Source organism: Mesorhizobium sp. M1006, assembly GCF_040318825.1.
GTDB lineage: Bacteria > Pseudomonadota > Alphaproteobacteria > Rhizobiales > Rhizobiaceae > Mesorhizobium.
In genome coordinates, this window is sequence record NZ_JAMYMZ010000031.1 from 49,469 (window position 1) to 63,263 (window position 13,795).

Sequence of the window (13,795 nt, forward strand, 5' to 3'; positions counted from 1 at the left end):
GCAAGGCAAAATTTTACAGAAAACTGTAGCTGTTTTAACGCGTATAACAAAATTATTCCACGCGTAAATTTATTAATTGGCGCAAAAAGTGCAAGCCGTATTGACTCTGGATGTCGGTTGCCGCCAGGCACAATTGTGCGCGACTGAAGTCCGCAGTCGGACTGGAGCGAGACGCCGGGAGGAATTCCGCGATGAAGAAGCTGGTCTCAGCCGGCGAGATCCTCGTCGAGATCATGGCCGAGCGTATCGGCCAGAGCTTTCTCGAACCGGGCCCGCTGCTGGGGCCTTATCCGTCCGGCGCGCCCGCCATCTTCATCGGCCAGGCCGCAGCGCTCGGCCAACCCGCCGGCCTGATCGGCGCGGTCGGCGAGGACGATTTCGGCCAGTTGAACATCGAGCGGCTGCGGACCCTGGGAGCTGACGTGTCGGCGATCGCGGTTCACAAGGGCCACGCGACGGGCACCGCCTTCGTCACCTACCGGGCGGATGGCAGCCGGCACTTTGTCTTCAACATCCGCAACAGCGCCGCCGGCCTGGTCGGGATCGATGCCGCTGCGACAAGCATGCTGGCCGGCGCCGACCATGTCCATATCATGGGCTCGTCACTGTTCTCCGACCGCGCCACCGATGTCGCGTTGTCGGCGATCCAAACGGTGAAGGCCAAGGGCGGGACGGTGTCCTTCGACCCCAACATTCGCCGCGAGATCATGCAGGCCTCCGGCATGCGCGAAGCGCTCGACCAAGTGCTCAAGCAAACCGATGTCTTCCTGCCGAGCGGCAACGAACTGTTCCTGTTTTCGTCGGCCGGCGACGAAAAGGGCGCGGTCGACGACCTCCTGCAGCGCGGCGTTTCCTGCGTCGTCCTCAAGAAGGGCGCCGACGGCGCCGCCTTCCACGACCGTCACGGCACGGTGGCCTTGCCGGGCTTTGCCATCAACGAGGTCGATCCGACCGGCGCCGGTGACTGTTTCGGCGCTGCCTTCGTCTCATTCTGGCTTCGTGGTGCGGCACCCGCCCAGGCGCTCATGATCGCCAATGCGTGTGGCGCGCTAGCCGTTACTCGCAAGGGGCCAATGGAAGGTATCTTTCCGCTGGCCGAGGTTGAGGCTTTCGCAACCACCGCCGGGAGGGGCCGGCCGTGAGGGCCGCGATGCAGAGATTTGCCAGCATCGCGGTGAAGCGCGCCGCGGGTGAGAAAGGCGGCATCGCCTCGATCTGTTCGGCGCATCCGCTGGTGATCGAGGCCGCGCTCCGCCACGGCGCGTCGCGCGGTTCCGATGTGCTGATCGAGGCGACCTGCAACCAGGTCAATCACGAAGGCGGCTACACCGGCATGACGCCCGCCGGCTTCCGCAGCTTCGTCGAGGGCCATGCGCAAAGGGCCGGCTTTCCGCTCGATCGCCTGATCCTCGGCGGCGACCATCTCGGTCCCAATCCGTGGAAGCATCTTCCTTCCGCCGAGGCGATGACGAAGGCGAAGGCGATGATCGACGCCTATGCCGGCGCCGGCTTCACCAAGCTGCATCTCGACACCAGCATGGCTTGCGCCGACGATCCAGCCGCGCTTGCCGACGAGACCATCGCTGCACGCGCCGCGGCGCTTGCGGCCGTCGCCGAGGTGGCGGTCGAACGCATTGGCGGCGAGAAACCGGTCTACATCATCGGCACCGAAGTTCCGGTGCCGGGCGGCGCGCTCGAAGCGCTCGACCATATGCATGTCACCGAACCCGATGACGCCCTGCGCACCGTCGAGATCCACCGACAGGCATTTTCGCGCGCCGGCCTCGATGCTGCCTTTGCGCGTGCGGTCGGCGTCGTCGTCCAGCCGGGCGTCGAATTCGGTAATGCCGAGATCATCGCCTACGCGCCGCGGAAGGCGACGCAGCTGGTCGCCGTGCTCGGGCGCATGCCGCAATTCGTCTTCGAGGCGCATTCGACCGACTACCAGCCAAACGAGGCGCTTGGGGCTCTGGTGCGCGACGGCTTCGCCATCCTCAAGGTTGGACCCTGGCTCACCTTCGCGCTGCGCGAGGCGTTGTACGGGCTGAGCCACATCGCCGACGTGCTTGCGCCAGACCCGTCCCGTGAAAGCCTACCGGCGGCGATGGAGCGCGTCATGCTGGCCTCGCCGGACAATTGGCAGAAATACTATCCGGGTACGCCGGACGAGCAGCGCGTGCAGCGGCACTTCTCCTTCAGCGACCGCATCCGTTACTACTGGCCGACGCCCGACGCACAGCACGCGACACAGACGCTGCTGGATTTTCTGGGCGACAGGGACATTCCCCGCCCTTTGATCAGCCAGTATCTGGGGCAACTCGATGCCGAGGTTGCGGCAGGTCGGATCGAGCCCGTCGCGCATGACCTGCTGATTGGCAGCATCACCCGTGTCCTCGATTCCTATGGGCGTGCGACGTTACAGCAGCGCGGATCGTCCTAGATTCGCCGTTGCAGGGTCGAGCCGCGCCCGGAGGACGCGCGTGATCTAAGATGTGCGCTCAGCCGACACACGCGGAGCCTATGCCGGACCTTCGAAGTTGGGCTGCTGTTGGACTAATATAAGCAGGGCACAGCCAATTCGACGGTGAGAGCATCGCGGAACCATACGGAACGATACGGGAATACTTCTGATTTTGGCCCACGAAAAACCCAATCAAATCGACGTTCCTAGCACATCCTCCGGGCCCACCATTATCGTTATCTTTCAATGATTTAGAGGCATTGTTGCACTTGGCTAGCCAAGTCAAGGCAGGCGAACCGCCGTCCATAGCGTTTGATTTTATGACTTATGGTGGGCCTCTGGAGGCCGCAGATGTGTTGCCAACCGCCGGTGGAGTGTCAGGATCGTTTATCAAGTGCTTGAACGACGCCGGCACGGTGTTCGGAATAGAAAGCCGCGCATAGTCCCCTACGCAATCGACCTCGAATTACTGTCTGGATGCTACATCGGCCATCGCCGCACCCCAGGCGATCTCGTAGCCCATGCGTGAGAAGCCGAATTCGCGATCGAATGTGTTCGGCGCTTTGACACGCCAGTTCTTCATGACCTCGCCCGGGAGGCCGCCAGCAGCGGTGACGACCAAGTCACGCTCGCCGGCGCGGAGTTCACGACGGCGATCATTTGGCGTAGCTGGGAACAGGCCGGCTACGTCAGGCAAGACCGTCCGGCTGCAGCTAGGAAGTTAATCGCAACCCACGGCGGACGGCTCCGTACGCGCGCGCGGCGTACGGCAAGCTGCTAGCCTCAATCTCCGGATGAGATCAGAGTCGCTCAGACCGGGTCTTCAGGATCTGGTACAGCACGTTTCGGATGCGCTGCCCAACGGTTAGCCGGTTGATCACGCCTTCGCCTCCTGTTCATCGCAGATGAATGGGCTGCGGTTCAGATGATCTGTGCCGCCAGCGCCACGCCGACCAACGACGTGCCGACCCCTGCCGTGCGGATGGCTCGCGGCCAGCGCCGAAGTGTTAGGGCGGCTAACGCGCCGGTCGCGTGAAGAGCCGAAGTAGCGACCACGAAGCCGACCGCATAAGCGATGCCGCTGGCCGTCTCGGGAATTTCGAGGCCATGGGCATTGCCGTGGAAGAGGGCGAAGAGAGCAGTCAGCGAGGCGGCCACAGCGAGCGGAAGCGGCTTGGCAAGCGCCATCATGGCGCCGAAGACCACCAGCGATAGCGTTATGCCGGTTTCCAGTGAGGGCAGGCCGATGCCGGCGATACCGAGCAGGGCGCCAGCGAGCATCGCCGAGACAAAGCACGACGGCACGATGATGATCCCCTTGCCGCCGGCGCGAGCGGCAATGATGCCTACAGCCATCATGGCAAGCAGGTGGTCCATACCGGTCAGCGGGTGCTGAATGCCGTCTACAAACCCGTGGGCATGAAAACCGCCGCTATGGGCGAAGGCCGATGAGGGGATGAGGGTTGTGGCGGCTGCCAGGGCGAGTCTACCGAAGAATGAAAGCGTTCTGTTCATGGTTCTGGACCTGTTTGATAGGGGTGCGATCGGTTCAAGGCCGGTGCTCATTGTCCGGCCCCTGGCATGGTGAATTGTGCGGCGCCGGACCTGTCGGCCAGAAGTCGGGCCTCGCCGAAGTCAAGGGGCGTTTGTGCCTTGCCGTTATGGTAGACGAAGGCCAGGCGGCGCCGGCGCGACGTCAGTTTCGCGGGCAGCGGGTGATAGGTGACGCCGGCGCCGCCAATCAGCGGCATGACGGCGCCGACATCGACCATGTCCTGCGTCTCGACGCGCAGAAGATGCAGCCGCACGCCGTCGGCGGTCTCGCCGACGAACGGAATCCCGGCGAGGCGCAGGAAACTGGATGGGTCGGGCGCCCGCGAAAACCCTTCGAGAAACGCGATCTCGACGAGATCGAGATCGGTCGCCCGCGCGTCGGCGGGTTCGGGCGCATGGTCGTGCGGTAGATGCGGTGTCTGCCATTGCAACGGCTTGCCGGCCGGCCCGTTGTGGCCGACGGGGTGGGGATGGTGATGATGACCGTTCGGCCCGTGATGGTGGCCGTCGCCATGATCATGGCTGTGGTGGTGATGATCATCGTGCATGGTCAAAAGCTCGTCGGCTTGTCGATGATGGATTTGTGTTTGCCGAGATTGCCGTGCGCGACCATCGAGCCGAGCGCCTCGACGACAACCCGCACGCCAAACAGCGCCGTGATGTCTGACGTGTCGTAGGGCGGCGACACCTCGACCACTTCCAGTCCGCAGATGCCGGGCGCCGACACTAGCCCGAGCAGCTTCAGTGCCTCGCGCGGCAGGAAGCCACCGGGCTCCGGCCAGCCCGTACCCGGCACGAAACCGCAATCGATGCTGTCGACATCGAAGGAGATGTATACGGCGTCGGTGTCCTTCCATGCGATCTCGAGCGCGATCTCGGCCGCCTTCTCCAGCCCCATCTGTTCGATATCGGAGATCGTCAGCACGTTGGTTCCGCGCTTTCTCGCCTCGGCCACGCCGTAGCGGGGCACCTGCCAGCCGCCGATACCGAGCTGCACCAGATTGGTGGCCGAGACGTTCGGCAGGTTGGTCGCCCAATACCAGGGCGTCGTGTGCATACGTTCGTCGAGATCCTTTTCCTGGATGTCGATGTGGCGGTCGAAATGGATAATGCCGATTCGCTTGGAGGTCACGTCGGCGATGCCGCGCACGCACGGAAACCCGATCGAATGGTCGCCGCCGAGCATGATCGGCAGCGCGCCGGACGAGGCGACATGGCTGACGCCCTTGGTGATCTGGTCGAAGCTCTTTTCGAGATTGGCGGGGATGGTGAAGACGTCGCCGGCGTCGCAAAGCGTCATCTGCTCGCGCAGGTCGACACCGAGCTCGTAATTGTAAGGCGTGTAAAGCGCCGAGATGCGGCGCATGCCTTGCGGCCCGAAGCGGGTTCCGGGCCGGTAAGTGGTGCCGCTGTCGAAAGGAATGCCCATGACGGCAGCGTCATATCTGCCGACATCGCGGACGTTCTCGACATAGGGCGCCTTGAGGAAGGTGTTGATGCCGGCGAAGTGCGGCAACTCGCCTCGCGCGAATGTCGGGATCGACTTGTCGATGATCGAATCCGATCCGGGCAGGCCCATGTCGAGTGCCCATTTCTGTTCCTTGCGCCAGCCGTCCTCGGGCAGCTTTCCTTCCGCCTCGATAGACTTCCAGCCCTGCATGTCGCGGATCTCGAAGTTCGGATGGTGGAAGCGTTGGCGTGGCTGGTGGTCGGTGAGCCCGGCGCGACGATGCCGGCGTTCTGGACTATCTCTGTGCATGAAACCTCCTTCACGACGCCGTCGTCGCGATTGCGCTATCCAGTCGGGTCGTCCCGACCATCGCGGCCACTTCGGCCACGTCTCGTGCGGAAGCCCGGTGCTTGCGGTCGAGCTTCAGATCGTAGGTGATCGTCGCGCCATAGGCGGACGGGAACTGGGGGTCGTGGCGCACCTTGTCGAAGACCAGCACGCGGGTGCCGAGCTTGAATGCCTCGCCGATATCGTGGGTGACCATGACCACGGTCATGCCGTGCTCGGTCCAGAGCTCGGTGAGCAGCTCATGCATCTCGATGCGAATACCGGGATCGAGTGCGCCGAACGGCTCGTCGAGAAGCAGGATCTGCGGCCGGCCGAGCAAGGTCTGCGCGATCGCCAGCCGCTGCTGCATGCCGCCAGAAAGCATGGCCGGATAGAGGTCGCGCGCATGGCCAAGCCCGACCCGTTCCAGCATGGTTTCGGCTTCTTGCCTGGCGCTTGTGCGCCTGGCGCCGAAGACGCGGCCGAACGGTCCGCCCGAACGGAAGTCCTCGACCAGCAGCAAGTTCTGCAACGCGGTCAGATGCGGAAACACGGAATAGCGCTGGAAGACGATGCCGCGCTGCGGCGTCGGCTCCGGCACGATCGGCTGGTCGCCGACGACGACCACGCCGCCACTTTGCTGTTCCTGGCCAAGCAGGATGCGCAGGAACGTCGATTTTCCACAACCGCTGGCGCCAACCAGCGACAGGAATTCACCCGCTTCGGCGGAGACGTTGACCCGTTCCAGCACGCGGGCGTCGCCGTAGCTCTTCTCCAGCCTATGGACGAGGATCCGGCTCATCTGGTCCGCACCGGATGCGCCCAAGGCGAGATAATGTGAGAGAGCCGCACGAGCAGCCAGTCGGTCATTACCGCAAGCAGCGTGATCCAGGCGACGTAAGGCAGGATGACGTCCATCGATAGGTAGCGACGAACGAGGAAGATGCGGTAGCCGAGCCCCTCGGTGGAGGCGATGGCTTCTGCCGCGATCAGGAACAGCCAGGCCGGCCCAAGCGCCAGCCGTACGCAAGTGATGAGGCGCGGCATGACCTGTGGCAGCACCAGCCTGAGCACCATGGTCCAGCTGTTGCCGCCGAGCGTCTGTGCCTTGGCGACGAGCTCCGGCGGCAATTCCATCACCCGGTTGGCGATATCGCGCACCATGACCGGTGCGACGCCGAGAGCGATCAAGGTGATCTTGGCCGTTTCGCCGAGGCCGAGCGCAATGAACAGGATCGGCAGCAGCGCCAGTGGCGGGATGACGCAGACAACTGTGACCAAGGGCAGCAGAAAGGCCCTGACGCGCGGGATGAAACCTATGGCGACGCCGAGGCTGAGCGCCACCAGCGTGGCCATGCCGACGCCGGCGAACAGCCTGATCAGGCTGGCATAGGTGTCGGCCCACAGGATCAGGTCGCCGGAGCGCTTGTCCGGCACTGTCGCCAGGTCTGAAAAGGCCGACCACATCTGTGCAGGGGAGGGCAGCAGCTTGTCGCTGGGATTGACCGCCAGCCTTTGCGCCGAAGCGAAGAGATAGGCAATCGCCACGGCGGCAAACGGCAGCGTCCCAAGCAGCAGCGCTCCGCCGCGCGAGACCGTCGCGTTGATGAGGCGAAGCCGCGCTTTCGGCCTGCTAAGTTGCAGGCGCGCGACTTCGGGGCCTGCTGCGGCCTGCATGATGCCGGTTCCTCTGGCTAGCATGTCGCGCTCCCGCGTCAGAGCGTTCCGCCCGCTGCCTCTGCCATAAAGGCCGGATCGAAGCGCAGCTTGACGTTGTTGACGTCGCCCAGCGTCGAGCCGTCGGGGAAGCTCATGCCGATCACGTCGACGCTCGGCGCGTTGGTACCAAGAATGCCGTGGCTGAACAGGAAGTTGCGCACCAGATCCATGGTCTTCGGCAGTTCGGCGCCGTTGGTGAATGCGACCGCCTTGGCCGGCTCGAAGAACATCGCCGTTGATGCAAGCTGAGCGTCGAAACCGGCAAGATCCGTCCCCGACGCCTTGGCCATCTCTTCCTTGGCCGCCTTGCCTTCGGGCGTGCCCGACGTCATCAGCGCCATGGCTTCATACCATGCACCGACAAGCGCCTTGCCCAAGGCCGGATTGTCCTTCAGCGTCGCGGTGTTGACGACCATCATGTCGATGATCTCGCCGGGGATCTCAGTCGAATCAAATACCTTGTGGGCGCCCGGCATGGCAGCGATTTCCGAGACCAGCGGATTCCAGGTGACGACGGAGGTGACGTCGCTGGTACCGTAGGCAGCGACCATGTCGGCATCGGAGGTGTTCACCACCGTAATGTCCTTTTCGGCCAACCCCACCGTCTCTAGCGCGCGCGCAAGTAGGTAATGTGAGACGGAAAGCTCGACGAGATTGACCTTCTGGCCGGCAATATCCTTGAGTGCGGTCTTGTTCTTGAGGATGACCGCGTCGTTGCCGTTGGAGAAATCGCCGACGATCAAGGCCGTCGTTTCGACACCGCCGCCGGCCGGGATCGAAAGCGCATCCATGTTGGTCATCGAACAGCCGTCAAAGCCGCCGGCCGTGTACTGGTTGATGCTCTCGACATAGTCGTTGATGCGGGTGATCTCGACATTGATGCCGTATTTGTCGGCCCACTTCTTCATGATGCCGCTGTCGGAAAGATAGCCCCACGGCATCCAGCCGACATAGATCGACCAGCAAATCTTGAAGTCTTTCTTGGGCGCCGCTTGCGCGGCTGAGATGAAGGGGAGGCTGAGTGATGCGGCTAGGATGATTGTGGCCAGTTTGCGAAGCATTACATACCCCTGTTTGCGATCCGGATTGCGTCCGAACGTCTGTTGGGGGGTTCACGGAGCGCGCATCCGGGAGAGGTTCGCGCCAGCAAACCCGTGCAGGGTTCTCCCGGGATTTTGGCCCGCCGTGTTCCGCCAGATGCCTCAATGCATCTCAAGCGGTCGCGTCTCTTGGACCAGCACCGTGATCGACACGGCCGGAACCCTAGACGCTCTGCACGTGAATAACGAAGCAAGGGGCGTGCCAGTCCGGAAAGCCGTCCTGAGGCGGCCTTTCCCCGGATTTGCAGGCAATCGCGTTATGCTGATGCCACAAAAGTCATCGCAACGCCGACGGATTAGGCAAGGAAAATCTAGCGTCAACCAATATGAACAGGCTTGTGCCCTGGGGACCTCCGCTGATCGCACCCTGCTCTATGGTCGCCCACACATACATGCCCAATAGGGACACGTTCGGGAAGGGCGCGAGCGCGCGGCGGATCCGGATGCCAATTGGCGCCGAGCCATGTGACGAGTGCGCCCGATCGTGCAAGGGCAATTCGTGAAATAAGCGCGACTGCAATGATGCTAGGCAAGCCCGATCGCGTGTCGGGAGGCAGTTGTGAAAGTTGCGATCATCGGACCAGGCTCGCTCGGGAAGGCCTTGGCGAAATGTCTTGGCCTCGCCGGGCACGAAATTCGCCTCAGCTTCAGTCGTGACGAAGGCAAGTTGCGCGCAATCGCGGCAACCCTCCGTGTTGGCTTCGGTGCTCCTGACGAAGTAGCGAGATGGGCCGACGTAATTGCCCTGGCGACGCCATGGCCGGCTCTCGAGCTGGCGATGGACGCGCTTGGCGATTTGTCGGGCAAGATCGTCTGGGACAATACCAATGCAGTCGCGCCTGACCTTTCCACGATGCTGCTAGGCACTACTACGTCTGTAGGCGAGGAGGTTCAGAGGCGCGCGCGGGGCGCCCTTGTCGTCAAGTGCATTCCGACCTTTGCCGAATTGCTTGACAGGGATGATCCGCGTCCCAACGGCGATCCGGTGACGAGCTATGTCGCCGGCAATGATGCAGATGCCAAGGCGGCGGTTTGCCGGCTTCTCGCCGATCTGCCGACAATGCCGGTCGATGTCGGCGATCTCACGGCCTCGCGCCTGATCGAGCCGATGATGCTGCTATTGGTCCAGCTCGCCTATCGGCGCGGGATGGGGCCGACAATTTCCTTCAATCTCATTCGACAGGACGGAACCGGTTCATGACTGATTATCTACCCGCGCGGCGCAAGGCGATTCCAGTAGGACGTCTGCTGATCGATGGCCAATGGCGCGATGCCGTCAGCGGCGAGACTTCGACGACTTTTGATCCGACCACGGAGGCGGCGATCACGGATATTGCGAAGGCGGACGTCACCGACACGAGCGACGCCGTCGCGGCCGCGCAGCGGGCTTTCGAGCAAGGACCCTGGGCGCGGATGCATCATGAGGAGCGCGCCAAGATCCTGTTTCGCATCGCCGATCTAATGGACGAGCGGGCCGAGGATTTCGCGGTGCGCGAGGCGATGGATATGGGTATGCCCTATCGCGATTTCCGCGATATCATCATGCCGCACTGCTCAGGACTGTTCCGCTTTCATGGCGGGCTCGCCATGAGCGCGATGGACGGCGCCTGTCGTACCAGCTACGATCCAAATATCAGGATCCTGACGCGGCGCGAGCCGCTCGGCGTGGTCGCTGCGATCACCCCGTTCAATTTTCCCCTCGCGCTGTCCTGTTCGAAAATCGCGCCGGCACTCGCGGCGGGTAACACGGTCGTTCACAAGCCTGCGACCGACACGCCCCTGACGGCCCTCGCCTTGGCGCAAGTGATCCTCGACGCGGGAGTGCCGCCAGGCGTTTACAATCTCGTCACCGGCCCGGGCGGCACCATCGGCGACGCGCTGGTCAACGATGCCCGCGTCGGCAAGATCGCCTTTACCGGGTCGACCACCGTCGGCCAGGGCATCATGCGCAACGGTGCCGGGACGATGAAACACCTGACCATGGAGCTCGGCGGCAAGAGTCCCAATATCGTTTTCGCCGATGCCGATATCGATGTCGCGATACAGGCAGCCTTCTGGGGCATCTTCTGGAACAAGGGCGAAGTCTGCGTCGCCGGATCGCGCCTGCTGGTTGAACGCGCCTGCTATGACGAGGCCGTCGAGAAGCTGAGCGCCATGGCGAAGTCGGCGACACTCGGCGATCCGCTGGACCCTGCGACGATGATCGGGCCGATCGCATCGCGGGGCGAGTATGACAAGGTCTTGAGCTATGTCGAAGAGGGCAAGCGCACCGCGCGACTGGCCGCGGGCGGCGGCACCCGCCAGGTCAACGGCAAGGGCCTCTTCATCGAGCCGACCATCTTCGCCGATGCGACCAACGACCTAAGGATATCGCGCGAAGAGATTTTCGGTCCTGTCCTGCCGGTGATTCCATTCGACAGCGAGGAGGACGCGATCCGGATCGCCAACGATACGAGCTACGGGCTCGCCTCGGGCATCCAGACCAGCGATCTCGGCCGCGCCTTGCGGCTCGCCGACCGGATCAAGGCAGGCACGGTCTGGCTGAACTGCTGGCACAAGTACCATCCTAATGCGCCGTTCGGAGGTTTCAAGATGAGCGGCTATGGCCGCGAGCAGGGCCGCGAGGCGTGGGAAAGCTACACCCAATACAAGACGATTTGGGCGAATCTTGGCGAACCAGTCGAGATGGCGCGATGAGCGTGCGCGATTCCAACCCACTCGACCCGCGGCATCCCAAACGCATCGCGATGGTCCTTTCCAACCCGGCTGTGTCGATCACCACCGGCTGGCCGGTCGGGTTTTGGTGGAGCGAGTTGACCCATCCCTGGCTCGTCTTCACCGAGCGCGGATACGAAGTCGCGATCTTCTCGCCTGAGGGCAACAAATGCGAGGCGGATGCATTGAGCGACCCGCGCGATCCGTCCGGCTATTCGGATACGGATCTGATCTCGCTCGGTTTCCTGTCGACGCCGAAACTGGCGGTGCTGGTGGAGACGACCCGGCCCATCGCAGAGCTGTCGGTCGACGCGTTCGACGCGATCGTCGTCGCTGGCGGCCAAGCGCCGATGTTCACCTTCCAAGGTGCGACTGAGTTGCAGCGGCTGTTCGTCGCCTTTTTCGCGGCCGGCAAGGTCGCGGCTGCCTTGTGTCATGGCGTCGCGCTGCTGCGTTACGCGCGCCTCTCAACCGGCGAGCTGCTGGCCAAAGGGCGCACTGTTACGGGGTTCGCCAATGTCGAGGAGGACTTCGCCGACAATGCCGTCTGGGAGATGGGCGCGCTGCCGCACGGTACGCATCTGATGCCATGGCGGATCGAGGATGAGATGCGTGCGCTCGGCGCGAACTATATTCAGGCCGGGCTGTGGCGCGATTTTGCCGTGCGCGACGGCAATTTGATCACCGGCCAGCAGAACTTCTCCGGAGCGGCGACCGCCCGTCTTGTCATCGAGGCGCTCGGTGGCTGAGGACCAAGGCCGCTCCTGTCGGTGAAGTTCGGGAGTCAAACTCGCCGTCAGGACGGCGATGCCAAACGACATCGGCCCAATAGGATCCGGAGCCCGTCCAAGAACTCCACTTCAAACAACCACTATCAGCAGCGAGGATGAACCATGGCCGTAGTGACGACACTTGATATTGCCGGCCTGACGGCCGAAGATTATAGCCGCATCCTCGATCGGATCGGCGTGGAGAAACGGCCCGCTGGCGGCATCTATCAGCACATCGCGCATGCCACCGACGATGGTTATCGCATCATCGAGATATGGGACGACAAGGCAGGCCTGGAGCTCTTCTTGCAGGACACATTGTTTCCCGCCGCACAGGAACTGCAAATTCAGCGTGAAATGACCATTATGACCCAGACACTGCACAACATCTTTGTGCCCCGGATTGGTGAACTGACTGCCCTGGCAAATGATGCGCCTGGTGGACCAGTCAAACGGGCAAAAGTGTAGGCATCAAGGATCGAGGATGCGGCGATCGATCATCGAAGTCCCGGAGGAACTTGCGTCCGGACGCCCGGTACAACGATGGTGACCGCGGCAAGTGCAAAGAGGTTGTTCTTTCCTGCCGGCGACTATCGCCATGCGCCGGCCGGAGTCGTTCAGCTGCGTGTGGTTCGCAGCGGTTCATCCTATGCAGAGATCGATCTTGGCCGCGGGCTGCGGCGCGTCTTCACCCGCCCCGGCGACCTGCTGCTCAGTCTTCCCGAGCGTGCCACGCGGTTCAAGATCGAGGAGCCGCGAGAGCTGACGATGATCACCGTTGACTCCGCGCTGGCGTCAAGGCTCCTGGTATCCGCAGGCGGGACCCCCGAGGACCTGGTAATCCTGACCGATCGACCGATACGCGATTCGCTGGTGGCCGAGTTGTGCCGACGCCTCGAAGGCGACCCGCCAGTTAACCCGATCGTCCGCGAATGGACGCTGGGCCTGGTTTTCGCGAACCTGCTCCGTCTCGGGCATGCACGCCAGCGGCAGCAGAAGTCTCCGGTCCTAACCTCGCAGCGGTTCGACCGGGTCCTCGCTGCGATTGACGGCGATCTGGAAAAGGGGGTGTCGATCGACCATCTTGCCGGAATCGCGGGAATACCACGACGCGCCTTCACCGCCGCCTTTCGCGAGGCGACGCAATTGCCGGTACATCAATTCATTTTACGCCGCCGCGTTGATCGCGCGGTCGAGCTTTTGGAAAATAGCAATCTGCCGCTGGCCGAGATTGCTCAGCACGCGGGTTTCACTCACCAGGCCCATATGAATCGCGTCGTGACCCGATTGAAAGGGCTGTCGCCAGGCCGGCTGCGGTCTCGCAGGCGCGACGGCTGACTTGTGATCTATTCCAGCATCGAATGGCGGAGATGTGAGTTGCTGAAACGTCCGTTGGCTAAGATGCCCGACAGTTTGCGTGCAGAGCTCGAGGCCGCAAATCTGATAACTGCTTTCGAGCAACGGCCTCCCTATCAGCGCAAATGATTACTTGCATTGGATCGAGCGCGCCCGTCACCCGGAAACACGCCGAAAGCGCATAAATCAGATGATTGACGAGCTTACGAAGGGAGGAATCTACATGGGAATGCAATAAGAGTTGGCATCGCCGCGAAGCTAGTGGATTGATCGAGACAAAAGAGTCCGATGTTGGATTCCCATCGGTTTTCGCATGTGCGACGATCGTGCATGCGCACCGGTA

Annotated in this window: 15 protein-coding genes and 1 riboswitch; of the genes, 8 read left to right on the forward strand and 7 right to left on the reverse strand. The window is 62.6% G+C overall.

Annotation, left to right across the window (positions count from 1 at the left end):
- The first annotated feature begins 191 nt into the window (after positions 1 to 191).
- Both NKH60_RS24330 and NKH60_RS24335 read left to right on the forward strand, forming a co-directional pair.
- A complete protein-coding gene (locus NKH60_RS24330; RefSeq protein WP_352773587.1) occupies positions 192 to 1,142 on the forward strand; it encodes a sugar kinase in 951 nt (316 codons plus the stop codon).
- An 8-nt stretch (positions 1,143 to 1,150) separates the two neighbouring features.
- Complete coding sequence (locus NKH60_RS24335) at positions 1,151 to 2,440, forward strand: D-tagatose-bisphosphate aldolase, class II, non-catalytic subunit (protein ID WP_352819276.1); 1,290 nt, start codon at positions 1,151 to 1,153, stop codon at positions 2,438 to 2,440.
- 487 nt (positions 2,441 to 2,927) lie between these two features.
- Here the strand turns inward: NKH60_RS24335 and NKH60_RS24340 are convergent, their stop codons facing one another.
- The 7 genes from NKH60_RS24340 to NKH60_RS24370 all read right to left on the reverse strand — a co-directional run bounded on the left by NKH60_RS24340 (position 2,928) and on the right by NKH60_RS24370 (position 8,572).
- Positions 2,928 to 3,158 carry a thiamine pyrophosphate-dependent enzyme gene (locus tag NKH60_RS24340; RefSeq protein ID WP_352474481.1) on the reverse strand — a complete coding sequence of 77 codons (231 nt, stop codon included), beginning with the start codon at positions 3,156 to 3,158 and terminating at the stop codon, positions 2,928 to 2,930.
- A gap of 224 nt (positions 3,159 to 3,382) precedes the next feature.
- The gene (locus tag NKH60_RS24345) at positions 3,383 to 3,976 is read right to left on the reverse strand and encodes a HupE/UreJ family protein (protein WP_352873583.1); all 594 of its coding nucleotides are present in this window, start codon (positions 3,974 to 3,976) and stop codon (positions 3,383 to 3,385) included.
- 47 nt (positions 3,977 to 4,023) lie between these two features.
- Positions 4,024 to 4,563, reverse strand: coding sequence for a hypothetical protein (locus NKH60_RS24350; RefSeq protein ID WP_352474461.1), 540 nt, complete (start codon positions 4,561 to 4,563; stop codon positions 4,024 to 4,026).
- A 2-nt stretch (positions 4,564 to 4,565) separates the two neighbouring features.
- Entirely contained in the window at positions 4,566 to 5,774 is a 1,209-nt protein-coding gene (locus NKH60_RS24355) for an agmatinase family protein (RefSeq protein WP_352542649.1), read from the reverse strand.
- 10 nt (positions 5,775 to 5,784) lie between these two features.
- The gene (locus tag NKH60_RS24360) at positions 5,785 to 6,594 is read right to left on the reverse strand and encodes an ATP-binding cassette domain-containing protein (protein ID WP_352474463.1); all 810 of its coding nucleotides are present in this window, start codon (positions 6,592 to 6,594) and stop codon (positions 5,785 to 5,787) included.
- Positions 6,591 to 7,469 carry an ABC transporter permease gene (locus NKH60_RS24365; RefSeq protein ID WP_352832870.1) on the reverse strand — a complete coding sequence of 293 codons (879 nt, stop codon included), beginning with the start codon at positions 7,467 to 7,469 and terminating at the stop codon, positions 6,591 to 6,593. Before NKH60_RS24365 ends, NKH60_RS24360 begins: the two co-directional genes overlap by 4 nt.
- Positions 7,470 to 7,507: 38 nt before the next feature.
- The gene (locus tag NKH60_RS24370; RefSeq protein ID WP_352832696.1) at positions 7,508 to 8,572 is read right to left on the reverse strand and encodes a putative urea ABC transporter substrate-binding protein; all 1,065 of its coding nucleotides are present in this window, start codon (positions 8,570 to 8,572) and stop codon (positions 7,508 to 7,510) included.
- Between the two features lie 101 nt (positions 8,573 to 8,673).
- Positions 8,674 to 8,789, reverse strand: a riboswitch (guanidine-I (ykkC/yxkD leader).
- 381 nt (positions 8,790 to 9,170) lie between these two features.
- On the opposite strand from NKH60_RS24370, the gene NKH60_RS24375 reads away from it, so the two are divergent.
- The 6 genes from NKH60_RS24375 (at position 9,171) to NKH60_RS24400 (ending at position 13,690) form a co-directional block, all read left to right on the forward strand.
- The gene (locus NKH60_RS24375) at positions 9,171 to 9,812 is read left to right on the forward strand and encodes an NADPH-dependent F420 reductase (RefSeq protein WP_352832693.1); all 642 of its coding nucleotides are present in this window, start codon (positions 9,171 to 9,173) and stop codon (positions 9,810 to 9,812) included.
- A complete protein-coding gene (locus NKH60_RS24380; protein WP_352832691.1) occupies positions 9,809 to 11,308 on the forward strand; it encodes an aldehyde dehydrogenase family protein in 1,500 nt (499 codons plus the stop codon). Before NKH60_RS24375 ends, NKH60_RS24380 begins: the two co-directional genes overlap by 4 nt.
- Entirely contained in the window at positions 11,305 to 12,075 is a 771-nt protein-coding gene (locus tag NKH60_RS24385) for a type 1 glutamine amidotransferase domain-containing protein (protein WP_352850602.1), read from the forward strand. The genes NKH60_RS24380 and NKH60_RS24385 overlap by 4 nt, the downstream gene beginning before the upstream one ends.
- A gap of 144 nt (positions 12,076 to 12,219) precedes the next feature.
- A complete protein-coding gene (locus NKH60_RS24390; protein WP_352832687.1) occupies positions 12,220 to 12,564 on the forward strand; it encodes a hypothetical protein in 345 nt (114 codons plus the stop codon).
- Between the two features lie 75 nt (positions 12,565 to 12,639).
- Positions 12,640 to 13,434, forward strand: a complete 795-nt coding sequence (locus NKH60_RS24395; protein WP_352832685.1) for a helix-turn-helix domain-containing protein — start codon at positions 12,640 to 12,642, stop codon at positions 13,432 to 13,434.
- A gap of 151 nt (positions 13,435 to 13,585) precedes the next feature.
- Positions 13,586 to 13,690 carry a YdeI/OmpD-associated family protein gene (locus tag NKH60_RS24400; protein WP_352832683.1) on the forward strand — a complete coding sequence of 35 codons (105 nt, stop codon included), beginning with the start codon at positions 13,586 to 13,588 and terminating at the stop codon, positions 13,688 to 13,690.
- Positions 13,691 to 13,795 lie beyond the last annotated feature (105 nt).